Source organism: Epilithonimonas sp. KH_059, assembly GCF_057838485.1.
Map to the genome: position 1 here is coordinate 1,878,663 of NZ_CM174468.1, position 23,825 is coordinate 1,902,487.

The window sequence follows — 23,825 nt, forward strand, 5'->3', positions numbered from 1 at the left end:
TCACAAAGTAAAATGAAAAAAATATTACTAACCGTTGCCCTAGGCCTCTTTGGGCTAAGCAGTGCACAATACTATCCATCCGGTGGAGGGAATTCACAATATGAAAGTGGATGGTATGGAGATGAGGACCATTATTTCGATGAGGATTACTATTATGAGTATCCAGACGATTATTATGTGGATGATTATTACCGTAGTTTTTACAATGACTACCGTCAAAGTATTACCCGCGTCAATTGGAATCGTTTGTTTCGAGAGCTTCGATTGAATTCGTGGCAAGCGAATATGGTAATGGATCTAAACAGACAGTTTCCAGATTATTATTCTTGGAATTCCTACTACCATAGTAACCCCAACCGTTGGTATTACGACCGTTTTTACGCTTTAGAGCAGATATTGGGTCCAAGAGCGTTTTCGATCTATCAGAGCCATTATTATAACGGACGTAGTCCCGTACAGTTTTATGTGAATTATTGGCGTAGCAACTACAGACCTCGCTATTATTCTCATTACGTGGTGCCACGCTACCGAAGTGTAAACATCAATTTGTATAAAATCAATCGTAAGAATTACCACCGAAATGTGGGTACCCAATACGGTTGGAACCAACCTAGGAATTCAAACGATGCTCGATTCAAATCGGGTTCGAACAATACCTTAAGGAATTCCTCTGTGAATAGTTCTGCGGCAACTTCAAGTCGAAACAATGGATTCAAATCCTCGACGAGCGCTTCTTCCTCTTCACAAAGAGCAAGTGGACTAAGAACGGGAACGGCTACAAGTGTGCGGACTGAGCCAAGAAGAACTACGCAAGCAACCCCACAAAGAACGAGTGGACTTCGTACAAACACAGCGAATAACAATTCCAATGTGCGATCGTCTTCAAGTGCTCGAACTTCGAGACCGGCCGTTACAAAAGCGCCAAGTAGATCCACAAGCAATCGGTCTGCAGGAATGAGAAATTCTCAGCGTACGGCTAGCTCTTCCAAAGCAGTTAGTCATTCCAGCGGATCTTCAAGCAGAACGAGTGGAATGAGAGGGTCCAGATAGAAAAATATAGTTTAAGTTAATGTTACGATTAGGAAGGGTTTTAGGATCCTTCCTTTTCTTTTTTGTAGATTTACATGACCCCTGCGTCAATCCAAATTAAAACGATTGGTATGAGAATTTTGTATGCGGTTCAAGGGACCGGAAATGGGCATGTTAGCCGGGCTCGCGAGGTAATTCCTCACTTGCAAAACCACGGTTCTGTAGATGTCTTACTTAGTGGTACGCAGTCCGAAGTAGGTCTCCAGCAGGACATCACCTATCGCATGAGCGGAATGGGCTTTGTGTTTGGAAAGAAGGGAGGTATAGACCTTGGAGAAACCTGGAAAGGCATGCGCACCAGGCAACTGCTTTTGGACATCAAATCCTTACCTGTGGAATCGTATGATTTGGTTATAAGCGATTACGAACCCATCAGTGCCTGGGCTTGCAAGTATAGGGCGAAAAAATGCATCGCTCTCTCCCATCAGGCGGCATATAAGTCACCTCTTACTCCTCGGTTAAAAGGCTTTCATTGGGGAGGTTTGATTCTAGAGCATTACGCACCGACCACGGAATCCATCGCATTTCACTTTCAGTCCTACGATCGCTTCATTCACACTCCTATTATTCGGAAAGAAATTAGAGACCTAGTTCCTGAAAATTTAGGGCACTACACGGTTTATCTTCCCGCCTACAGTGATGCTTATATAGAGAAGCTTTTAAGTTCACATACGAGTGTGAATTGGGAAGTGTTTTCGAAGCATGCAACCCAGGGATATACAAAAGGCCATATCAAAATAGTTCCCATACACAATGAGGAATTTCTAAAATCCCTTTCGCTATCCGAAGGATTTTTGACAGGAGGTGGATTTGAAGGACCGGCGGAAAGTTTGTATTTAGGGAAAAAGCTTTTAAGCGTACCGATGAAAAACCAATACGAACAGCAGTGCAATTCTTTGGCACTAGAGGAAATGGGAGTCGAGGTCGTTTGGCACGAATCCGAGTTTGAGGAAAAATTAGCTCGCTGGGTAAACTCAGATTCTCGAATCCAAGTGGATTATCCGGATCAAACTGCAGAAATTGTGGCGGAGTTAATTCGAAAACATTCCGTTTGAAGTTTAACATAATATTATGATTTGGACCTTTAACCTTGATTCTCAAAACGTATCAAAGAACTATAAAAAGCCAAATACTTTATTAATCGTAAACAATTGAAAGATGAAAAAAATAATTATTAGTGCGCTTGTGGTTTCTAGTGGTTTGATGTTCGCGCAACAAACTCAGGTTCCAAGTATGAAAGACAAGCAAAGTCGAGAAGTGCAAATGAAAAAAGCAAAAGCAGATCATTATTTGCAAATGCAGAAGTCCCTTGATCTTTCCGCGGCACAAGTAGAACAAATCAAAGCCTTAAACGAGAAGCAAAATGCGGAGCGTATGGCGGAGAGAAGCAAAATGCAAGAAGTGCGTAAGCAAAGAATGCAAGAGTATAAAGCGAAGCAGGAAGTGAAAAATGCCGAAATGAAAGCCATTCTTTCCAAAGAGCAATATGCGAAATGGGAAGCCATGAAGGCAGAGAGAATGAATGCGCACAAAGCAAGAATGCAAAACAGAACCACAAAAAAAACAATGGACGGGAAAGGAGGATTCCATAAAAAAACCGTCTTTGTAGAAAAAGATATTGCAAAATAATCCAGTGTAAGTCGAACCTAATAAGTTCATAATTTTAGTTTTAATGGGAAGGGGCAGAAAGTGATTTCTGCCCCTTTTTTATAGGGTAGTAGTCGCAAATAAAAGTGGATTTTTAGGACCTGGAAAACTTTTGGATTATTGCAGTCGATTTGCGTGAGGGAAAATACCACGAGAATTAGTAACTTTAAACTTTCAAATATTAAATAAAATAGAAACTATGATAAGTGAAAAAATTGCCCAATTGCTAAATGCACAAATTGCTAACGAACAGTACGCTGCGCAATACTACCTGTCCATGTCTGCTTGGTTTCATGCAAGAGATTTAGAGGGGATTGCAAACTATTTCCGAGTTCAAAGCAAAGAAGAATTGATGCATGCGGATAAAATCTTTGATTACATTCTGGATGTAGGCTGTGAGGTTCAAATGGAGGGTATTGAAAAGCCGCCTTTTGAATTTGACAATGAACAACAGGTTTTTGAACTTGCGCTCGCGCACGAAAAATTGGTAACAAAAAGTATTTTTGAGATTGCAAAAGTGGCCACTGAAGAAAGCGATTTTGCAACCGTATCTTTTTTACAATGGTTTATTAATGAACAGGTGGAAGAGGAAGCCTCTGCCGCTTTGTTGGTTGCGAAAATTAAAAGAGTAAAAGACAATACCTCTGCACTTTATCTTTTCGATCAAGAATTAGCGCAAAGAGTTTTTGTAGACACCACTGTAGCTTAATAGGCAGGCAAAAAATAGGAGTTCATTTAAGGTTTCTCAATTGAGGGCCCCAAATGAACTCTTTTTTCTTATAGATAGATGAGTTCGGTTCTCAGAACTCTCTCTCCGATATTCTCTAAAATGGTTTGATAGTGGCTAAGCTGCTTCTCATGCGATGGGCTTGGTGATCCGGTTTTAAAATCGATTACAATGAGGCCCTCCTTGGTTTCGATAAGCCGATCCACTCGATAGGTTTTAGGTTGTCCATTTTCTCGAACCATAATTTCTTTTTCGCTTCGGACCTTTGCGTTTTCTTCAAAATACGGTGCATACTTGGGGTTTTGCAAGATTGAGGAAAGTCTATCAGAGATTTGTGTCCTTTCTTCTTGTGTAATGATTCCTTCCACCAAATAGCGGTTTAAAACGGGATCCAATTGTGAGCTATGCTCAATGCGTTCTAGAATTTCATGCACAAACAGTCCCACGCGTACCGTTTGATTTGTCGCCTGGTAGTTTTTGGAAGGTGTAGCAATTTTGATATTGTGCTCTAAGGCTCTTGCGGAATTGAGAGTCTCAATTTTAAGCTCGCTTCTAGAGAGCACTTTTCTTTTTGATTGTTTCTTGTAAGAGTTTTCTACCTCAGGGTACAGGTCAATCTCAAGTAGGTTTTCTGGGTTTTTCGATTGAATGAACTCATGAATGCCCGAAATCGTTCCATTTGCTCTTTTCTTCTGAAGGTAAATGTAGAGCTGTTCTTCCGGTCGTGTGGTTGCCACATAGGTAAGACAAAGCCGGTCTATTTCATTTTTGTAAAAATTCTCCTCATTGAAGCTATTTATACTAGGATCGTACGGGAGTAGCGGTTTTTCAAAATGATTGAGGTTAACCGTTTTGAGCGGCCCTAAGTTTTCAAGGGGAAACCACTGAGAAAATTTATCTGAACTTTTGTTCAACAAAGGAAGCAGCACAATGGGGAATTGAAGCCCCTTTGCCGAGTGAATTGTCATGAGCTTGATGGCGTCAATGCTTTCACTGGTTTGAATGGCCGTTTTATTTGCTTCTTGATCCCAGTAGGTAAGGAAGTCGGAAAGACCCATGCCTTGGTTTTGCGTAAAAGCAAAAACCACTTCTAAAAAATTCAAAAGATAGCTCGTCTCTTTTGAATCTAATTCAAACTCATGAGTATAGGCTTCTATATAATTGTATAGATTTAGAGTGCTTAGGGGAGTGGAGTCTAGGTTCAAATGGTATTGAGTTTTTAAGTACTCTTTCAAATGGGTCTCCTCTAGCGACAAAAGATGAAGGATTTCCGCAGAGAAATCTGACATCGTTATTCGGCCTAATTCATTTAAATGGTATAAGCAGTTGACAAGATACTGCTTGCTCTCGGGTTTGAGTTGCCAATTAAAAAATTGAATAAGAGCTTGCAGGGTAAGAGAACTACCAAGAGAAAGTCCGTTGTCAGAAATGGTTTTAATCAAGGTGTTTTCTCCTCTGTACTGCACCTCTAGGGATCCAAGCGATTCCGATAGGGAAATAATATGAGCGTTTTTAGTGCAAAGAATTGTGAAGTCAGAGAAAGAAAATCCATTGTCAAGCCCTTCTTGAATGTCGCGATGCATTTTCAGGGCTAATTCCTCGAAAAACAGAGGAATGGTAGATTCTTCACTAAGACTTACTTTCACTCTTCCCCTTTCTTTTTTATGAGCCTTTTGCTGGGCCTGAGTCGAGAAAAGGAATTCATGCGCTGGCTTTAATCCCCTTGCGAGGAAATCGTAAAGTTCGTTGTTGAAATGGACGATAGACAGTGCACTCCGGTAGTTGGTGTCTAGTGATTTTAAGAGAGGAAGATCGCGAATTCCTTCCTGCCCACTTGTAATTTCGAGCATAAGTTCACTATCCCCTCCCCGAAATCGATAGATGCTTTGTTTCGGGTCGCCTACCAAAGTAAACGAGCGGTTTTCGCTCGAGATGGCCTCGTCCCGTAAAGGGGAGATGTTGTTCCACTGGATCCGAGAGGTGTCCTGAAACTCATCAAAGAAAAAATGATTGTATTGGGTTCCAATCTTCTCATAAATAAAAGCGGAAGGTTCACTTCGGATGTGCTCTTGAATCATCAAGTTGAATTTGGACAAAAGAACCAAATCGTTTTCTTTTTCAATATGAGCTAGTTGCTGTCGGATTTCCGAATTGACTTTCAGTCCAAGAAGCTCCCTTCTGATTTTCTCCTTTTTTTTAGATTGAATATAATGATCGATGATTTCAAGCCTATTTTCTTTTAATTTGGGAACCAGTAAGCCAATTTCTGCTTCTTTCGATTTACTGGTCGCTGCGGCTAGTTTGTCAAAAATCGCTACAGCCTTTTCTTCATCTCCAGGAATAGGGAAAGTCGGCGCCATCTTCGCGAAAAACCGCTCGCTCTTCACAAAGAAAATTCCAAGTCCATTCTTGTTTCCCCCCGAAAAATCTTTTGTGTTTAAGCCCTGCTCTTCCATTAAAGCGAGTGAGGTTTTTGCGATCTCAGCGGCCTTATTCCGATGGGCTTTTTCTTCCGCACGTAGCTGTTTGTCAATTTGTTCGTACGCATTCCAATCGAAGTCTTTGTTCTTTTCTAATTCTCCTGCATGGATATCACTGTCGTAGATTTTCGCCTTGGCATAAAGTAATTCACTTAAGTTTGGATTTGTGTCTTCGTCCAACTGATTTTGAATGTAGGTCAATATATGCGTTGAGAATTCTTTGTTTTCTCCGATTTGCTCCAGCATGAAATCGACCGCTTCGATTAAAAACGGTTCGCTTTTAATTTCAAGGTTAAACTGATGGGCAAGTCCAAGTTCGTAGGAGAAACTACGGATTAATTTTGCGTTGAACTTATCAATCGTTCCAATACTAAGAAGGGAATAATGGTGCAGTACAAAATCTAAAATTTTCTGGCTGCGAAAATGCAGTTCCTCAAGACTCACTTTAATACCGGCCTCTTCAAGACTTTGCTGAATGTCTTTAAGCTCAGGACTTTGGGCGTATGCGTCGGAGGTGAAGAGTTTGAGCCATTCAATGAGCCTGGCTTTCATTTCATTCGCCGCTTTGTTCGTAAAGGTGAGGGCTAGGATGTGCTTAATGGCCTCCTGATTGTTTGGCTTTGCCAAACAAAGTGCAAGGAAGTTTTTAACGAGCGTATAGGTTTTTCCCGATCCCGCAGAGGCAGTTACGGCGATGTATTGTGAGTTTTCCATGGGGATGCAATTTACTTAAAATTTAAAGTGAGTAGAGATTTAAACAAGAGAAAATTAATTTCAATTTAATATATTTGGTCAAGTAAAAAAATAGTTTTATTTTTGCAATCCAAAATGAGATGTAAATTATGTTAATTATCCCAGTAAAAGACGGAGAGGCTATTGATAGAGCCCTGAAAAGATACAAAAGAAAATTTGATAAAACCGGAGTCGTTCGCTCACTTAGATCGAGACAACAGTTTGTTAAACCTTCTGTAACGAAAAGAGCAAAGAACGCGAAAGCTTCTTACAAGCAAAGAGCTGCTAGCCAAGAGGAGCAAGCTTAAGCTTCGTTTTTTTTAAACACATATTAAAATCACTTTCTAAATTGTATATTTGGAAAGTGATTTTTTTGTTTCATGATTGAGAAGTACCTAGAATATATAGAGGTGGAGAGGCGGTATTCTCCCCACACCTTAGAGAGCTACAAGAAAGATCTTCGGGATTTTCATTCTTTTGTCCGAGAAACCGAAGGAGAGGAAGATTTGCGAAAGGTCGGTAAAAAGGTAGTTCGAAATTTCATGGTTTTCTTAAGTGAGAAAAAATTATCCAAAAGAAGCATTAACCGGAAACTTTCTAGTTTGCGTAGTTTTTATTTGTTTCTTTTAAAAATTCAAGAAATTGAGGTTTCCCCTCTGGAAAGTATCTCAAGTCTTAAATTCTATCCTGAAAAACAAATTCCCTTATCCCGAGAAGAAGTCTCTGATTTACAAAATATTGACCATCACGGCGATTTAAAATTGGAATTTTTCTCATTGTTGGTCGAAGTTTTGTATCAAACAGGTATGCGTCGTATGGAGCTTTGCAATTTGAAGCAAGAGGATGTTGATTTTTCAAAACTAGAGATTCGTGTGCATGGAAAAGGCAACAAGATGCGGGTGCTGCCCATCTCGAAGCAGCTCGGTCAGCTATTAGAATCCTATGCAAAGGATAGGGAAGCTGCTGAAGGGAGCGAGGCCTATTTTTTTCTTTCTAAAAAAGGGGAAAAACTAGGGGAGAAGTTTGTGTATCTAGGGGTAAAAAGCTACCTTGGTCTTGTCACTTCGAAAGAGAAAAAAAGTCCTCATATTTTAAGACATAGTTTTGCGACTCATGTTTTAGAAAATGGGGCTGAAATTTCTAGGGTGAAAAGTTTATTGGGCCACGCAAGTTTAGCCTCTACCCAAGTTTACACCCACTCGGATATTGCGCAGCTTAAAAAAGTATTTGAAAAAGCGCATCCAAGAGCTAAGAAAAAGTAACGGACGTATCGTGATAATGTTTAATTTTAAAAATTCAATTTTATGAAAATTTCAATTCAGGCGATAGGATTAACGCCACACGAACCATTAGAAGAGCATATCGATAAAAAACTTAGCAAATTAAGTACGTTCTATGATCAGATTTTGGAATGTCAAGTGCATTTGAAAGTTGAAAATACAACATCAAAAGAAAACAAAACGACCGAGATCCGATTGGTGGTCCCGGGTGATGATATAGTGGTAAAGAAGACCGCAGTAAGTTTTGAAGAGAGTTTAGATCAGTGCGCTGATACAGCTAAAAAGCTGTTAATCAAGAAAAAAGAAATGGCTTAATTTTTTTTTAGAAAAAAGTGTCTAAATAATTTGTAGATTTCAAAAAAACAACCTTATATTTGCACTCGCAAAAAGAGAAAGCGTTCTTTTGAAATCTATTTGCCTCCATAGCTCAGCTGGCCAGAGCACGTGATTTGTAATCTCGGGGTCGTGGGTTCGAATCCCTCTGGAGGCTCGGATAAAATTTAAGATTGGGGAGATTCCAGAGCGGTCAAATGGGACTGACTGTAACTCAGTTGCTTCGGCTTCGCAGGTTCGAATCCTGCTCTCCCCACTTTTTTTTAATTAATGTTTGTAGATTTCAAATTATTAATTAAATTTGCAAACCGTTTACCAACAAACAATGCGGAAGTAGCTCAGTTGGTAGAGCGTCAGCCTTCCAAGCTGAATGTCGCGGGTTCGACCCCCGTCTTCCGCTCTAAAAAAAAATCACACCGCAGGGATGTGATTTTTTTATTTAGATTTTGCCGACGTAGCTCAGGGGTAGAGCGTTTCCTTGGTAAGGAAGAGGTCGTGAGTTCAAATCTCATCGTTGGCTCAAAGTAAAAAAGTCCTGATCAATCGTCAGGATTTTTCATTGCACCATTTTTGGACGTGTTAGCGAAAGACGGCCAATTAAATCGAAGGATGTTTTTCTAAAAAGAAAATTTTTTGTAATTTTAGCCTTCGTTTTTAAGACTTCAAAGTAGGGTGCAACTAATTGAAACTGATATTGAAACAATTTTATATGAAAATGGTTTTAATATTTAAAAAATCATTATATTTGCACACCGAAATTTTAAAATTAATTAAATAAAATAATTTAAATCATGGCAAAGGAAACGTTTAATCGTAACAAACCACACTTAAACATTGGTACAATTGGTCACGTAGACCACGGTAAGACTACCTTGACTGCTGCTATTTCTAAAGTATTAGCAGATAAAGGTTTAGCTGACAAGAGAGACTTCTCTGCAATTGACTCTGCTCCAGAGGAAAAAGAAAGAGGTATTACTATTAATACTTCGCACATTGAATACGAAACAGAAAGTAGACACTACGCTCACGTAGACTGTCCAGGTCACGCCGACTATGTTAAGAACATGGTTACAGGTGCTGCTCAGATGGACGGTGCGATCCTTGTATGTGCTGCGACAGACGGACCGATGCCTCAAACAAGAGAGCACATCCTTCTTTGCCGTCAGGTAAACGTACCTAAAGTGGTTGTTTTCATGAACAAAGTAGATATGGTAGACGATCCAGAATTACTTGAGCTTGTTGAGCTTGAATTAAGAGATCTTCTTTCTTCTTACGAATACGATGGAGATAACTCTCCAGTGATCCAAGGTTCTGCATTAGGTGCACTTAACGGAGAAGCGAAATGGGTTGCAACTGTAGACGAATTAATGGATGCAGTAGATAGCTGGATTGAACTTCCTGTAAGAGACCAAGATAAGCCATTCTTGATGCCAATTGAAGACGTATTCTCTATTACTGGTAGAGGTACTGTTGCAACAGGTAGAATTGAAGCGGGTGTAATCAACTCTGGTGAAGGTGTAGATATCGTAGGTATGGGTGATGAAAAATTAACATCAACTGTAACTGGGGTAGAAATGTTTAGAAAAATTCTTGACAGAGGTGAAGCTGGAGATAACGTAGGTCTTCTTTTAAGAGGTATTGAAAAAACCGACATTAAAAGAGGGATGGTTATTGCAAAAACAGGTTCTGTAACTCCACACAAAAAATTCAAAGCAGAGGTTTATATCCTTTCAAAAGAAGAAGGTGGACGTCACACTCCATTCCATAACAAATACCGTCCTCAGTTCTACGTAAGAACTACAGACGTTACAGGTGAGATCTTCTTACCAGAAGGTGTTGAAATGGTAATGCCAGGTGACAACTTAACTATCACTGTTGAATTGCTTCAACCAATCGCTCTTAACGTAGGTCTTAGATTTGCAATTAGAGAAGGAGGTAGAACAGTAGGTGCTGGTCAGGTTACTGAAATCACTGAATAGTCTAGTATTATATAAATGAGGTTCCGTAAGATCCTTACGGAACCTTTTCTACGGGCATCGTCCAATGGTAGGATACCGGTCTCCAAAACCGTTGATCAGGGTTCGAGTCCTTGTGCCCGTGCAAAACAGAATTATGAGTTCATTTGTAAGTTTTTTAAAAGGTTCATATACTGAATTTACGGAAAAGGTAGAGTGGCCAAAATGGCCAGAACTACAGTCTTCGACAATTGCAATTACAATTGGAACAGTGTTGTTGGCTATATTTTTATTTGGAGTAGATACTCTTTTCAGCGAGTTTATACAAAATGCTTTAGCTTTATTAATTAACCTGTTTAACTAGTATAATATAGGATGATGAGTGATTTAAAGTGGTATGTATTAAAAGCTGTTAGTGGTCAGGAGAACAAAGTTAAGACCTATATCGAGAATGAGATCCAACGTTTAGGATACGACGAGTACGTAGCACAAGTTGTAATTCCTATGGAAAAGGTGATTCAGATCAGAAATGGGAAGAAAGTTCCAAAAGAAAGACCTTATTACCCAGGCTATTTAATGGTGGAAGCCAACCTTATGGGTGAAATTCCACACGTTATTAAAAACATTCCAGGTGTGATTTCTTTCCTTAGTTTAACCAAAGGAGGAGATCCAGTGCCGATGCGTAAAGTAGAGGTGGATAGAATGCTAGGCCGTATTGATGAGTTATCTGAATTTGCTTCCGACATGGCGATTCCATATGTAATAGGAGAAAGCGTGAAAGTGATCGACGGTCCATTTAATGGATTCAACGGTACAGTGGAAAAGATTCTGGAAGACAAAAAGAAACTAGAAGTGTCCGTTATGATTTTCGGAAGAAAAACACCAATGGAACTGAATTTCATGCAAGTGGAAAAAGTATAGAATTAAGCTATTTAATTCAATCAAAGAATAAGAGCCGAAAGAAAATATCTTTCGGCTTTTTTAATGGGATGTTTCCTTAGGTCTTTGTTTTTAGCAAGATTCAAGACCGAATGCAATTCCCAACCTTGTGCTGATCCCTAGGTTTGATAAATCTTTTTGAAATTTAGTGCGTTAGGTATTGGTCAGATGGATTTTTATTTATAATTTTGCAGTCCGAAATACCGATTTGCGAAGTGAGATAAGCAGAAGGTAGAATAATAAATGCTTCCAAACTCATTAATTATTCAAATTAAAACAAACAAATAAAATGGCTAAAAAAGTCTTTAAAATGGTAAAACTTCAGGTGAAAGGTGGCGCTGCCAATCCTTCTCCACCGGTAGGACCTGCATTAGGTTCCGCGGGTGTGAACATCATGGAGTTTTGTAAACAATTTAACGGAAGAACCCAAGACAAGCCAGGACAAGTTTTACCTGTAGTAATTACAGTGTACGAAGACAAATCTTTTGAATTCGTAATCAAAACTCCTCCTGCTGCAATTCAATTACTTGAAGCTGCAAAACTTAAAAGCGGATCAGGCGAGCCTAACCGTAACAAAGTAGGGTCTGTCTCTTGGGACCAAGTTAAAAAAATTGCTGAAGATAAGATGACAGATTTAAACTGTTTCACAATGGATTCAGCTTTAACTATGGTAGCAGGTACTGCAAGATCCATGGGAATTAGAGTGACTGGAGCTAAACCTACGAACGCTTAAATCTTATTGAAATGGCAAAATTGACAAAGAAACAGAAAGAAGCTTTAAGTAAAGTAGAAAAAGCAAAAGCATATAGCCTAGAAGAGGCTTCTGCTCTAGTAAAAGAAGTAAACACAGCGAAGTTTGATGCTTCTGTAGATATCGCAGTTAGACTTGGAGTAGATCCAAGAAAAGCGAACCAAATGGTAAGAGGCGTAGTTTCTCTTCCACACGGAACAGGAAAGGATGTAAAAGTTCTTGCATTAGTTACCCCAGACAAAGAAGCCGAAGCGAAAGAAGCAGGTGCGGATTACGTGGGACTTGATGAGTACTTAGCAAAAATCAAAAGCGGTTGGACAGACGTAGACGTTATCGTTACAATGCCAGCTGTTATGGGGAAACTAGGTCCATTGGGTAGAATCTTAGGTCCAAGAGGTCTAATGCCGAACCCTAAGTCAGGTACTGTAACTATGGAAATTGGTAAAGCGGTTGCGGAAGTAAAAGCGGGTAAAATCGATTTCAAAGTAGATAAATACGGGATTGTTCACGCGGCAATCGGTAAAGTATCTTTTGATGCAGACAAGATTAGAGAAAATGCACAAGAATTAATTCAGACTTTAGTGAAGCTTAAGCCCACTGCGTCTAAAGGAATCTATGTACGTAGCATTTATCTTTCTTCTACCATGAGTCCAGGAATTGCAATTGATTCTAAATCTGTAAACTAAAATCTGAAGACATGACTAAAGAAGATAAAGTACTAGTAATACAAGAATTAAAAGACCTTTTACAAGACGCGAAAGTGGTCTATGTAGCAGATCTTGAAGGCTTGAATGCTCAGAAGTCCTCAGATTTCAGAAGACAAGCATTTAAGAACAATATTACAGTAAAGGTGGTGAAGAACACCCTTTTACAAAAAGCAATGGAGCAATTGGACGTAGATTTCTCAGAAATGTACGGTTCATTCAAAGGGAACTCTGTTTTGATGCTTTCGGAGACTGCAAATGCACCTGCGAAATTGATCAAAGATTTCAGAAAGAAAGAAGAGAAGCCCGCTCTTAAATCTGCTTACTTGCAAGAAACAGTTTATGTAGGAGACGAGAACCTTGAGACTCTAGCAAGCATCAAATCGAAAGAAGAAATGCTTGGAGAAATCATCGGACTTCTTCAATCTCCAATCCAAAGATTGGTTTCTGCATTGCAGAACAAGTCAGAAGGTTCTACTGAAGAAACTTCTGAAGCTCAGGATGCTCCTGCAGAGGAGCCAGCAGCTTCTGAAGCAGCTGAAGGAGAAGCACCTGCTGCGGAATAAAACACACTCAAAAAATTATAATCGTTCAACACTAAAAACATTATTACAATGTCAGATTTAAAAAATTTAGCGGAAACGCTAGTAAACCTAACGGTAAAAGACGTAAATGAATTAGCTACTATCCTTAAGGATGAGTACGGAATCGAACCTGCTGCAGCTGCTGTTGTAGTTTCAGGAGGTGCTGGTGCTGGAGATGCTGCAGAAGAAAAGACTGAATTTGATGTCATTCTTAAAGCTGCAGGTGCTTCTAAATTAGCAGTTGTAAAACTAGTTAAAGATTTAACTGGTGCAGGTCTTAAAGACGCGAAAGATATGGTTGATGGAGCTCCTACTGCAATTAAAGAAGGAATCTCTAAAGACGAAGCAGAAGCGCTTAAGAAACAACTTGAAGAAGCTGGTGCTGAAGTAGAATTGAAATAATTCAATCTTTACAAAAATAGAAAGTCCGCAAGCAATTGCGGACTTTTTGTATTTTATTGGGTTTGTCTATTTATTCGGGGGTGCTTAAAGGACTTGTGAATCCTTGGAGGAAGGAATAAGCAATCTGCCTTGCAATCTCTTTCGGAGTTTGTTTCGTATGGCCAGACCAATTGGGAATTCTTTCCAAAATGGAAATGAGGATTTGCGCTTGGTAGTCTTGTGGAAAGTAATCAGGATTGTTTTCCCGGGAAATGACAAACTTGTTTAAATGGGTCAAGTGGTCCACATACGCTTCATGAACTTCTAAGAATTCCACGCGATGGACGCGTTGGAGTTGGTTGCGATAGCGTGAAAATATTTTGAATTCATAGGCGTACTTCGTCGTGTGCTCTATGTGCTTTTCGATAAACAGTTCAAATTGATCGAACGGATGAGCATCACTGTTCTTAAGTTCAATTAAGAGTTCTTGTAAACGGCGGCTCACTCTTTGGCAGATCCAGAGTAAGATTTGTTTCTTAGACTCGATATGGTTGTAAAGCGAGGCTGGCTTCATGTCCATTGCCATGGCGATGTCATTCATCGAGGTTTCCGTGAAGCCGTTCTGGCCAAACAAATGGAGTGACTTTTCTACGATGGTTTCTTGTTTGGGAGTTAGATTCATAGCTTTTCATTCTAGCGGCTGTAGCCATTGAGTAGACGTGTGGAAAGTTGACCCGCGATGAGATGAAAATCGAATGGTTTTTAACTACTGTCTAACCATTTGGGAAGTTGGTTACTGATCTGCATCACAATAAGAGAAAACAAATTGGGATTGAAATATTGGTCCCGGTTTGCTTTAGGGATAATTTGATTGGCTAAGGATTCAAAGGTTCCAAGATAGAACTGGATGTAACGGGAGAACCTTTGATTTGCTTCTGCGTCTGCAATTTCCCAGTAACGCAGGGCGGTCTCATACAGTTCGTAATGGTTGTACACCGTTTCGAGATGTCTTTTAAGGAAGAAGTTGAACTTTTCTAGATCCGTTCCTTTGAATTCTTGCAATTCTAAAGGGATTGCATTGAAATGCACGGCCAATTCGTCACAAAGCCATACCAGTATTTCGTCTTTCTTGCAAATGAAATTATACAAGGCCGGAGCGGTCACTCCCATTTTTTTCGCAATATCACGTAGGGTCGTCTCTTTATAGCCCTTCTGGCGAAACAGTTTAATGGAAGATTTGAGAATCTGTGTTTTCTTTTTGTCCATAAGCAAGGTGTCCATCGTTTTACCCAACCAAACAAATATACAGAATTTTAGGATACGAGAACGATCAAAAAACTAACGATCGTTAATATGGTATTTAAACAAAATTGGCTTTTTCGGGGATAGAGTTACCTGTAGTATCGTTATTCTGTAATATAATTCCCAAATAAAATAATAATATCTGAAAAATTATATATATCTTTGTAGAAGCAAATTTAAATATTTGCAACACAAATGATGAAGAGAAAAGAAGATCCAGCGATCTTCTTTTTTTATTTGAAAAGGTGTCAATTCCCATGTTGTGGCGTATTGCCAAGTTTTGGGATGGTGTCGCCAGTCAATTTCTTTGTAAGTACTTGGAAGTTATTGGTTTTTCTTCGTATCTTTGCAGTCCTTTTGAAGTTATCCGTTGTTCCGAAAGTTTTAATAGCAAGTGCTTAAATCCTCTCTTACCTTAAAGTAGGAGGGCTATTTGTATTTACTGAATTTTCAATCAACCAAACTTTTTTAGGAATTAAAAGATATTTTGCACTACACCGTGAAAAGATATATCGGCGTTGCAGTAAGAATACAAAAGATTGAGGACGAATCACTTATTGTAACGGATAACACTCTAATCCTTTCTCTTTTATTCTAATATTTTTTTTGAAGATCAAAATATTTTTTAACCAACCTTTTTTTATTACTTTATGAGTAAATCAAAAGCAACTAAAAGCTCTGTTAGCTTGCCAGCAGGTGAGAGAGTTAACTTTAGTTCTTCCCAAGGCAGAATCGTAACGCCTGATTTCCTAGATGTGCAGTTAGCATCGTTCAAGGATTTCTTTCAGTTAGATACCCTGCCAGAAGCTAGAGTGAATGAGGGTCTTTATAAGACTTTCCAGGAAAACTTTCCGATTACAGATTCGAGAAATCAATTTGTACTTGAATTTTTAGATTACCTGGTAGATTCCCCTCGTTATTCTATTAACGAATGTGTGGAGAGAGGGTTAACGTATTCCGTGCCTCTTAAAGCCCGATTGAAATTGTACTGTACGGATCCCGAACACGAAGATTTCCAAACTGTAATTCAAGATGTGTATTTAGGGCCTGTACCTTACATGACCCCTTCAGGATCTTTTATTATTAACGGTGCGGAACGTGTAATTGTAACTCAATTGCACCGTTCACCAGGGGTTTTCTTTGGTCAAACTTACCATGCCAACGGTACGAAATTGTATTACTCTAGAATTATTCCTTTCAAAGGATCTTGGATGGAGTTTACAACGGACATCAACAACGTAATGTATGCGTACATTGACCGTAAGAAAAAATTACCTTTAACTACGCTATTAAGAGCGATTGGATATGAGTCTGATAAAGAAATTCTTCAGATTTTCGATCTTGCCGAAGAAGTGAAAGTTTCTAAAGCTGCTTTAAAGAAAGTAGAAGGACGTACCCTAGCCGCTAGAGTACTTAATACTTGGTTCGAAGATTTCGTGGATGAAGATACTGGAGAAGTAGTATCCATCGAGAGAAATGAAATCATTCTTGAACGTGAAACGGTTCTTGAAAAAGAACACATCGATATCATTCTTGAAGCCGGTGTGAAAACGATTTTGGTACACAATGAAAATTCAAATGAATTCTCAATCATTCAAAATACGTTACAGAAAGACCCTACCAATTCGGAAAAAGAAGCGGTAGAATACATCTACCGTCAATTAAGAAACGCAGATCCGCCCGACGAGGAGACAGCAAGAGGAATTATTGAGAAATTATTCTTCTCTGAACAAAGATACTCCCTAGGAGAAGTAGGTCGTTATAGACTAAATAAGAAATTAGGTCTTAATATTCCAGAAGGTACGGAAGTGCTAACGAAGGAAGATATTATTGCCATTGTAGGTCACCTTATCGAACTTGCCAATTCTAAAACAGAAGTGGACGATATTGACCACTTATCTAACCGTAGAATTAAAACCGTTGGAGAACAGCTTGCAGGCCAATTTGGCGTGGGACTTTCTCGTATTGCTCGTACCATTCGTGAAAGAATGAACGTCCGTGACAACGAAATCTTTACCCCAGTAGATTTGGTGAATGCCAAAACCCTTACTTCGGTAATTAATTCATTCTTTGGAACCAACCAGCTTTCTCAGTTTATGGACCAAACCAATCCGCTTTCGGAGGTTACCCATAAAAGAAGATTGTCTGCCCTAGGGCCTGGTGGTTTATCTAGAGAAAGAGCCGGATTTGAGGTAAGAGACGTTCACCATACACACTACGGAAGAATTTGTCCAATTGAAACGCCTGAAGGGCCGAACATTGGTCTTATTTCCTCTTTAGGGTTGTATGCGAAAATTAACTCCCTTGGATTTATTGAAACTCCATACCGTCAGGTAACGAACGGGAAGGTAGATCTTTCTTCTGCTCCTATTTACTTAAATGCAGAAGACGAAGAAGACAAAGTTATTGCGCAGGCAAACGTGGAATTAAAAGCAGACGGAACAATCGACACGGATCGTGTGATTGCTCGTTTGGATGGAGATTACCCGGTTGTAGAGCCAGGACAAGTGGATTTAATTGATGTGGCACCGAACCAGATTTCTGGAATTTCTGCCTCATTAATTCCATTCCTTGAACACGATGATGCGAACCGTGCCCTAATGGGATCTAACATGATGCGTCAGGCAGTTCCTCTATTGAAACCAGAAGCTCCTGTCGTAGGAACAGGACTAGAGAAGCAAGTAGCAAAAGATTCAAGAATCTTAATTAACGCGGACGGTCCAGGTACAGTAGAATATGTAGATGCAGATAAAATTGTAATTCGTTACGATCGAAGTGAGAACGAAGATCTTGTGAGTTTCGAATCCGGAACGAAAACATACAACTTAACGAAGTTTAGAAAAACCAACCAAAGTACAACCATCACTCTTAGACCTAACGTACGAGTAGGAGATGTTGTAGAAGAGGGACAAGTGCTTTGCGACGGATATGCAACCGAAAACGGAGAACTTGCACTTGGACGTAACTTAACCGTAGCGTTCATGCCTTGGAAAGGGTATAACTTCGAGGATGCGATTGTAATTAACGAAAAGGTAGTTCGTGAGGACTGGTTTACTTCGATCCACGTGGACGAGTATACGCTTGAAGTAAGAGATACCAAATTAGGTATGGAAGAACTGACAGCTGATATTCCAAACGTTTCAGAAGAGGCAACAAAAGACCTTGATGAAAACGGTATGATCCGTATTGGAGCGGAAGTAAAACCAGGAGATATCATGATTGGTAAGATTACACCGAAAGGAGAATCCGATCCAACCCCTGAAGAAAAATTACTTCGTGCCATTTTTGGAGACAAAGCAGGCGATGTAAAAGACGCTTCCTTGAAAGCAGACTCATCCCTAAGAGGAGTTGTAATCAACAAAAAGCTTTTCTCTAGAAATATCAAAGATAAAAAGAAGAGACAAGAAGAGAAACTGAGGTTAGAAGAGATTGAGAACGGTTACAAAGTGAAATTCGATGAACTTCGCGCCACTCTGATCGAAAAACTAGGAACTCTTGTAAATGGAAAAACTTCTCAAGGAGTGAATAACGATTTGAGCGAAGAAATCATTGCAAAAGGAGTTAAATTCTCGACTAAGCTTCTTCAAAGTGTTGAAGATTATGTAAACGTGAGCGGTGCAGATTGGACCGTAGATTCTGAGAAAAACGATCTAATTAAGCAATTAATTCACAACTATAAAATTAAGTTTAATGACATTACAGGGGTTAAAAACCGTGAGAAATTTGCAATTTCTATCGGGGATGAACTTCCAGCAGGGATCATGAAACTGGCTAAAGTTTATATTGCGAAGAAGAGAAAGCTTAATGTAGGGGATAAAATGGCAGGACGTCACGGGAACAAAGGGATTGTCTCTCGTATCGTAAGAGAAGAAGACATGCCGTTCCTTGAAGACGGAACTCCAGTCGATATCGTACTGAACCCACTAGGGGTACCTTCACGTATGAATATTGGACAGATCTACGAAACGGTTCTTGGTTGGGCAGGACAAAAGTTAGGACTTAAATTTGCGACGCCAATTTTTGACGGGGCAAGTCTTGAGGACATTACGAAGTACACTGAACAAGCGGGACTTCCAGCCTATGGAAATACGTATTTGTACGATGGGGGAACTGGAGAGCGTTTCACGCAGCCAGCCACCGTAGGAATCATCTATATGCTTAAGTTAGGACACATGGTAGACGATAAGATGCACGCAAGATCCATTGGACCCTACTCTCTTATTACGCAGCAACCACTCGGTGGTAAAGCACAGTTCGGAGGACAGAGATTTGGTGAGATGGAGGTTTGGGCATTGGAAGCCTTTGGAGCTTCAAATATCCTTCGCGAAATTCTTACAGTGAAGTCGGATGACGTAATTGGTAGAGCGAAAACCTACGAGGCAATTGCCAAAGGGGAAGCCATGCCAGAACCAGGAATTCCTGAATCATTCAATGTATTGCTACATGAATTGCAAGGGTTAGGACTGGATATAAGACTTGAAGAATAATTTTAAATTTTAACTACGACCGATTTTTCGGATAGAAAAGTCAGAAGAGAATAGTCAAAAATTAAAATCTAAAATCTAAAATCGAACAAATGTCAAATAAAAATAAATCAAGTAGATTTACCAAAATCACAATCGGTCTGGCTTCACCCGAATCGATCCTCCAAGAATCAAGAGGTGAGATTTTAAAGCCAGAAACGATCAATTACCGGACGCATAAGCCAGAACGTGATGGACTTTTCTGTGAAAAGATCTTTGGTCCTATCAAGGACTACGAATGTGCATGTGGTAAATACAAACGTATCCGTTACAAAGGAATTGTTTGTGACCGATGCGGGGTTGAAGTGACGGAGAAAAAAGTACGTAGAGAGCGAATTGGCCATATTAATTTAGTGGTTCCTGTAGCGCATATCTGGTATTTCCGTTCCCTTCCAAATAAAATTGGATACCTTCTTGGACTTCCGTCTAAGAAATTAGACATGATTATTTACTACGAACGTTATGTGGTAATACAACAAGGGATTGCTAAGAACGCGGATGGATCTGATTTCGAAGACAAGCAATTCTTAACAGAAGAAGAATATCTTGATATCTTAGAGACCCTACCTCCAGATAACAATTACCTAGACGACGCGGACCCTAATAAGTTTATTGCGAAAATGGGTGCAGAGGCTGTTGAGGAACTTCTAAGAAGAATTGATCTGGATGCTTTGTCTTTTGATTTGAGACACAAAGCTCACAACGAAGGTTCTAAACAAAGGCGTACCGAGGCTTTAAAGAGACTAAACGTAGTCGAAGCTTTAAGAGGTGCGAATACAAGAATGATCAACCGTCCAGAATGGATGATCATGAGAGTGCTTCCTGTGATTCCACCAGAATTAAGACCTTTAGTGCCACTAGACGGAGGGCGTTTTGCGACTTCCGACTTAAACGATCTTTATAGAAGAGTTATTATTAGAAATAACCGTCTAAAAAGACTTCTAGAAATTAAAGCACCAGAAGTAATCTTAAGAAACGAAAAAAGAATGCTGCAAGAAGCAGTGGATTCTTTATTCGATAACACAAGAAAATCTTCGGCGGTAAAATCAGAGTCTAACAGACCTTTAAAATCCTTATCTGATTCCTTAAAAGGAAAACAAGGACGTTTCCGTCAAAACCTTTTAGGAAAAAGGGTGGATTATTCTGCTCGTTCTGTAATCGTCGTAGGTCCAAATCTGCAACTGCACGAATGTGGACTTCCGAAAGACATGGCAGCCGAACTTTACAAACCGTTTATCATTAGAAAACTAATTGAGAGAGGGATTGTAAAAACAGTAAAATCTGCAAAACGTATCATTGATCGTAAAGAGCCAGTGGTATATGATATACTTGAAAACGTAATGAAAGGTCACCCTGTGCTACTTAACCGTGCACCGACTCTTCACCGTTTAGGTATTCAAGCCTTCCAACCTAAGATGATTGAGGGGAAAGCCATTCAATTGCACCCGCTAGTAACGACGGCCTTCAACGCCGACTTTGACGGGGACCAGATGGCGGTTCACTTACCTCTTGGACCGGAAGCTATTTTAGAAGCTCAACTTCTTATGCTTGGGTCTCAGAACATTCTGAATCCAGCAAACGGTTCTCCAATTACAGTACCGTCTCAGGACATGGTTCTTGGTCTCTATTTCATGACCAAAGAACTAGCTTCCACAAAAGAGAAGCCTGTAAAAGGTGAAGGTCTTGCTTTCTATTCTTCGGAAGAGGCAGAAATTGCCTACAACGAAGGAAAAGTTTCGTTAAATGCGAAAGTAAGATGTCGTGTGCCGGTGAAAGAAGAAGATCAACTCGTGGCTCGTTTAACAGAAACTACCGTAGGTCGTATTTTGTTTAACCAAATTGTGCCAAAAGAAGTTGGTTTTGTGAATGAACTTTTAACGAAGAAATCTTTAAGAAACGTAATTGGTCGTATTCTTGATGAAACCGATTTCCCAACCACTGTTCAATTCCTTGACGATATGAAAGACCTTGGATATGCGAATGCATTTAAAGGAGGTCTGTCCTTCTCCCTTGGAGATATCGTAATTCCAGAGGAAAAGAAAACCATGATTGCGCAAGCCGTGGAGAACGTGGATGAAATTAAGGCCAACTATAACATGGGTCTTATTACGGATACAGAACGTTACAACCAGGTGATTGACGTATGGACCAATACAAATGCGGGACTTACAGAAATGATCATGAGCCGAATGAAGAGCGATCAAGGCGGATTCAATTCCGTGTACATGATGCTTGACTCCGGTGCGAGGGGATCGAAAGAACAGATTCGTCAGCTTTCAGGAATGAGAGGACTTATGGCGAAACCTCAAAAAGCAGGATCTACAGGAGCGGAAATTATTGAAAACCCGATTGTAGCCAACTTTAAAGAAGGACTTTCGATTCTAGAATACTTTATCTCTACTCACGGGGCTCGTAAGGGTCTTGCGGATACCGCACTAAAAACGGCGGATGCTGGGTACTTAACAAGAAGACTAGTGGACGTTGCGCAGGACGTAATTGTTACTGAGGTTGATTGTGGTACATTAAGAGGAACAGAAGTTTCTGCATTGAAAAAGAACGACGAGATCGTAGAACGTATTTCAGAGCGTGTTTTAGGTAGAGTATCTCTACACGATGTTTACCATCCAGAAACAGACGAACTGATTGCCAATGCGGATGAAATTATTACTGAACCGATCGCAAAAGGAATCGAAGCCGCAGGGATCGATGCCGTTGAGGTACGTTCTCCATTAACTTGTGAAGCAAAAAGAGGAATCTGTGCGAAATGTTACGGACGAAATCTTGCCACTGGTAAAGCCATTCATATGGGAGAAGCCGTGGGAGTTATCGCAGCACAATCCATTGGGGAACCGGGTACACAGTTGACCTTAAGAACTTTCCACCAGGGGGGAACTGCAGGGAACGTGTCCGAAAATCCTTCCATCGTTGCGAAAAGAGACGGTATCGTAGAAATGGACGAAGTAAGAACAGTTACTTCTGAAAATGAATTTGGAGAAAAGCACGAAGTGGTGGTATCGCGTTCTACGGAACTGCGTTTGGTTGCTGACAGTGCGGTTCGTACGCCATTAATGGTCGCGAACCTTCCTTACGGTGCTTCTTTAACGGTAACGCCAGGTGCGAAAGTGAAAAAAGGAGATGTTCTAGCCAAGTGGGATCCGTATAATGCGGTAATCATTGCAGAATCTGCAGGGAAAGTAGAGTATGAAGATATTATTCAAGGTATTTCATTCCAACTTGAAATTGACGAACAAACCGGATTCGAAGAAAAAGTAATTTCAGAATCGAGAAATAAAAAGGCAGTACCAACCCTTCGAGTAGTAGATACGAAAGGAGAAGAACTTAAAGCGTATAACCTTCCTGCAGGAGCCCACCTTATGGTGAACGACGGTGAGAAGATTAAAGCGGGTAAAGTCTTAATCAAGATTCCTAGAAAATCAGCGAAATCTGGGGATATTACCGGTGGTTTACCAAGGGTGACCGAACTATTTGAAGCAAGAAATCCATCGAATCCAGCCGTAGTAACGGAAATCGACGGGGTTGTTTCTTATGGTAAGATCAAAAGAGGGAACCGAGAACTGATCGTGGAAGCGAAAACAGGAGAACGTAGAATTTACTTAGTGAAACTTTCCAACCAGATCTTGGTGCAGGAGAATGACTTTGTACGTGCAGGTTCACCACTTTCCGACGGATCGGTGACACCAGACGATATCCTTAAGATCAAAGGCCCAACCGCAGTTCAAGAGTACTTAGTGAATGAAATTCAAGAAGTATATCGTCTGCAAGGGGTGAAGATCGACGACAAACATTTCGAGATTATCGTGAGACAAATGATGACCAAAGTATCGATCGTGGATGGTGGAGACACTCAATTCCTAGAAGGTGCTTTAGAACATAAATTTGATTTCTTAGAAGAGAACAACCGTATCTTTGGTATGAAAGTCGTGACGGAAGCAGGAGATTCAAAAGAATTTAAGCCAGGTCAGATGATTACCGCAAGAGAATTAAGAGACGAGAATTCGAAACTAAAACGTGAAGATCTTGGACTTGTTGAAGTGAGAGAAGCACTTCCTGCGACCGCAACTCCTGTTCTTCAGGGGATTACGAGAGCGGCATTGCAAACGAAATCCTTCATGTCGGCAGCTTCCTTCCAGGAAACGACCAAAGTACTTAACGAAGCGGCAGTTTCTGGTAAGGTCGACGCATTAAATGGTCTTAAAGAAAACGTAATTGTAGGGCATAGAATCCCTGCAGGTACCGGACTTAAAGAGTATCAAAATGTGATTGTCGGTTCTAAGAAAGAATTCGAAGATTTAAATTAAATTTAATAAGTTTCAGGTTTCAGGTTTCGGGTTAAATGTTAACTTTGTAAACCTGAAACTTTGAAATTTAAACTTAACA

The 23,825-nt window shown here is 40.0% G+C and carries 19 protein-coding genes and 5 tRNA genes; 21 read left to right on the forward strand and 3 right to left on the reverse strand.

What is annotated here, in order from left to right:
* Positions 1 to 12 precede the first annotated feature (12 nt).
* The 4 genes from AC3IRX_RS08855 (at position 13) to AC3IRX_RS08870 (ending at position 3,445) form a co-directional block, all read left to right on the forward strand.
* Positions 13 to 1,050, forward strand: a complete 1,038-nt coding sequence (locus AC3IRX_RS08855) for a hypothetical protein (RefSeq protein WP_489209802.1) — start codon at positions 13 to 15, stop codon at positions 1,048 to 1,050.
* 110 nt (positions 1,051 to 1,160) lie between these two features.
* Positions 1,161 to 2,144, forward strand: coding sequence for a glycosyltransferase family protein (locus AC3IRX_RS08860; protein ID WP_489209804.1), 984 nt, complete (start codon positions 1,161 to 1,163; stop codon positions 2,142 to 2,144).
* 103 nt (positions 2,145 to 2,247) lie between these two features.
* Positions 2,248 to 2,718, forward strand: a complete 471-nt coding sequence (locus AC3IRX_RS08865) for a hypothetical protein (protein ID WP_489209806.1) — start codon at positions 2,248 to 2,250, stop codon at positions 2,716 to 2,718.
* Between the two features lie 217 nt (positions 2,719 to 2,935).
* A complete protein-coding gene (locus tag AC3IRX_RS08870; RefSeq protein ID WP_489209808.1) occupies positions 2,936 to 3,445 on the forward strand; it encodes a ferritin in 510 nt (169 codons plus the stop codon).
* A 68-nt stretch (positions 3,446 to 3,513) separates the two neighbouring features.
* On the opposite strand, the gene AC3IRX_RS08875 is transcribed toward AC3IRX_RS08870, so the two are convergent.
* Entirely contained in the window at positions 3,514 to 6,657 is a 3,144-nt protein-coding gene (locus AC3IRX_RS08875) for a UvrD-helicase domain-containing protein (protein ID WP_489209810.1), read from the reverse strand.
* Positions 6,658 to 6,785: 128 nt separating this feature from the next.
* On the opposite strand from AC3IRX_RS08875, the gene rpsU reads away from it, so the two are divergent.
* From rpsU to rplL, 15 genes are all read left to right on the forward strand, one after another.
* Positions 6,786 to 6,983 (forward strand): 30S ribosomal protein S21, encoded by a 198-nt coding sequence (gene rpsU / locus AC3IRX_RS08880; RefSeq protein WP_459084691.1) that lies wholly within the window; start codon positions 6,786 to 6,788, stop codon positions 6,981 to 6,983.
* A 72-nt stretch (positions 6,984 to 7,055) separates the two neighbouring features.
* On the forward strand, positions 7,056 to 7,937 hold the full coding sequence (locus AC3IRX_RS08885) for a tyrosine-type recombinase/integrase (RefSeq protein WP_489209812.1): 882 nt from the start codon (positions 7,056 to 7,058) through the stop codon (positions 7,935 to 7,937).
* Between the two features lie 42 nt (positions 7,938 to 7,979).
* Positions 7,980 to 8,270 carry an HPF/RaiA family ribosome-associated protein gene (locus AC3IRX_RS08890; protein ID WP_459084689.1) on the forward strand — a complete coding sequence of 97 codons (291 nt, stop codon included), beginning with the start codon at positions 7,980 to 7,982 and terminating at the stop codon, positions 8,268 to 8,270.
* Positions 8,271 to 8,371: 101 nt separating this feature from the next.
* A tRNA-Thr gene (locus AC3IRX_RS08895) sits at positions 8,372 to 8,445 on the forward strand.
* 18 nt (positions 8,446 to 8,463) lie between these two features.
* Positions 8,464 to 8,544, forward strand: a tRNA-Tyr gene (locus AC3IRX_RS08900).
* 71 nt (positions 8,545 to 8,615) lie between these two features.
* A tRNA-Gly gene (locus AC3IRX_RS08905) sits at positions 8,616 to 8,688 on the forward strand.
* 48 nt (positions 8,689 to 8,736) lie between these two features.
* A tRNA-Thr gene (locus AC3IRX_RS08910) sits at positions 8,737 to 8,808 on the forward strand.
* A gap of 271 nt (positions 8,809 to 9,079) precedes the next feature.
* Positions 9,080 to 10,267 carry an elongation factor Tu gene (gene tuf, locus AC3IRX_RS08915; protein ID WP_459084687.1) on the forward strand — a complete coding sequence of 396 codons (1,188 nt, stop codon included), beginning with the start codon at positions 9,080 to 9,082 and terminating at the stop codon, positions 10,265 to 10,267.
* A gap of 50 nt (positions 10,268 to 10,317) precedes the next feature.
* Positions 10,318 to 10,388: transfer RNA gene (locus tag AC3IRX_RS08920), tRNA-Trp, on the forward strand.
* Between the two features lie 12 nt (positions 10,389 to 10,400).
* On the forward strand, positions 10,401 to 10,607 hold the full coding sequence (gene secE / locus AC3IRX_RS08925) for a preprotein translocase subunit SecE (protein ID WP_459084686.1): 207 nt from the start codon (positions 10,401 to 10,403) through the stop codon (positions 10,605 to 10,607).
* Between the two features lie 14 nt (positions 10,608 to 10,621).
* On the forward strand, positions 10,622 to 11,164 hold the full coding sequence (gene nusG / locus AC3IRX_RS08930; protein ID WP_459084806.1) for a transcription termination/antitermination protein NusG: 543 nt from the start codon (positions 10,622 to 10,624) through the stop codon (positions 11,162 to 11,164).
* 307 nt (positions 11,165 to 11,471) lie between these two features.
* Positions 11,472 to 11,915: a 50S ribosomal protein L11 gene (gene rplK / locus AC3IRX_RS08935; protein WP_459084685.1), complete on the forward strand. Its 444-nt coding sequence runs from the start codon at positions 11,472 to 11,474 to the stop codon at positions 11,913 to 11,915.
* Positions 11,916 to 11,926: 11 nt separating this feature from the next.
* The gene (gene rplA, locus AC3IRX_RS08940) at positions 11,927 to 12,619 is read left to right on the forward strand and encodes a 50S ribosomal protein L1 (RefSeq protein WP_489209815.1); all 693 of its coding nucleotides are present in this window, start codon (positions 11,927 to 11,929) and stop codon (positions 12,617 to 12,619) included.
* Between the two features lie 11 nt (positions 12,620 to 12,630).
* Positions 12,631 to 13,203: a 50S ribosomal protein L10 gene (gene rplJ, locus AC3IRX_RS08945; RefSeq protein WP_489209817.1), complete on the forward strand. Its 573-nt coding sequence runs from the start codon at positions 12,631 to 12,633 to the stop codon at positions 13,201 to 13,203.
* 48 nt (positions 13,204 to 13,251) lie between these two features.
* A complete protein-coding gene (rplL, locus tag AC3IRX_RS08950; protein WP_489209819.1) occupies positions 13,252 to 13,623 on the forward strand; it encodes a 50S ribosomal protein L7/L12 in 372 nt (123 codons plus the stop codon).
* A gap of 70 nt (positions 13,624 to 13,693) precedes the next feature.
* Here rplL and AC3IRX_RS08955 read toward each other — a convergent pair whose 3' ends face one another.
* Both AC3IRX_RS08955 and AC3IRX_RS08960 read right to left on the reverse strand, forming a co-directional pair.
* Entirely contained in the window at positions 13,694 to 14,284 is a 591-nt protein-coding gene (locus AC3IRX_RS08955; RefSeq protein WP_489209821.1) for a TetR/AcrR family transcriptional regulator, read from the reverse strand.
* An 80-nt stretch (positions 14,285 to 14,364) separates the two neighbouring features.
* Positions 14,365 to 14,883: a TetR/AcrR family transcriptional regulator gene (locus tag AC3IRX_RS08960; RefSeq protein WP_489209823.1), complete on the reverse strand. Its 519-nt coding sequence runs from the start codon at positions 14,881 to 14,883 to the stop codon at positions 14,365 to 14,367.
* 671 nt (positions 14,884 to 15,554) lie between these two features.
* On the opposite strand from AC3IRX_RS08960, the gene rpoB reads away from it, so the two are divergent.
* Positions 15,555 to 19,391, forward strand: a complete 3,837-nt coding sequence (rpoB, locus tag AC3IRX_RS08965) for a DNA-directed RNA polymerase subunit beta (RefSeq protein ID WP_459084677.1) — start codon at positions 15,555 to 15,557, stop codon at positions 19,389 to 19,391.
* A gap of 89 nt (positions 19,392 to 19,480) precedes the next feature.
* The gene (rpoC, locus tag AC3IRX_RS08970; RefSeq protein ID WP_489209826.1) at positions 19,481 to 23,746 is read left to right on the forward strand and encodes a DNA-directed RNA polymerase subunit beta'; all 4,266 of its coding nucleotides are present in this window, start codon (positions 19,481 to 19,483) and stop codon (positions 23,744 to 23,746) included.
* The last annotated feature ends 79 nt before the right edge of the window (positions 23,747 to 23,825 follow it).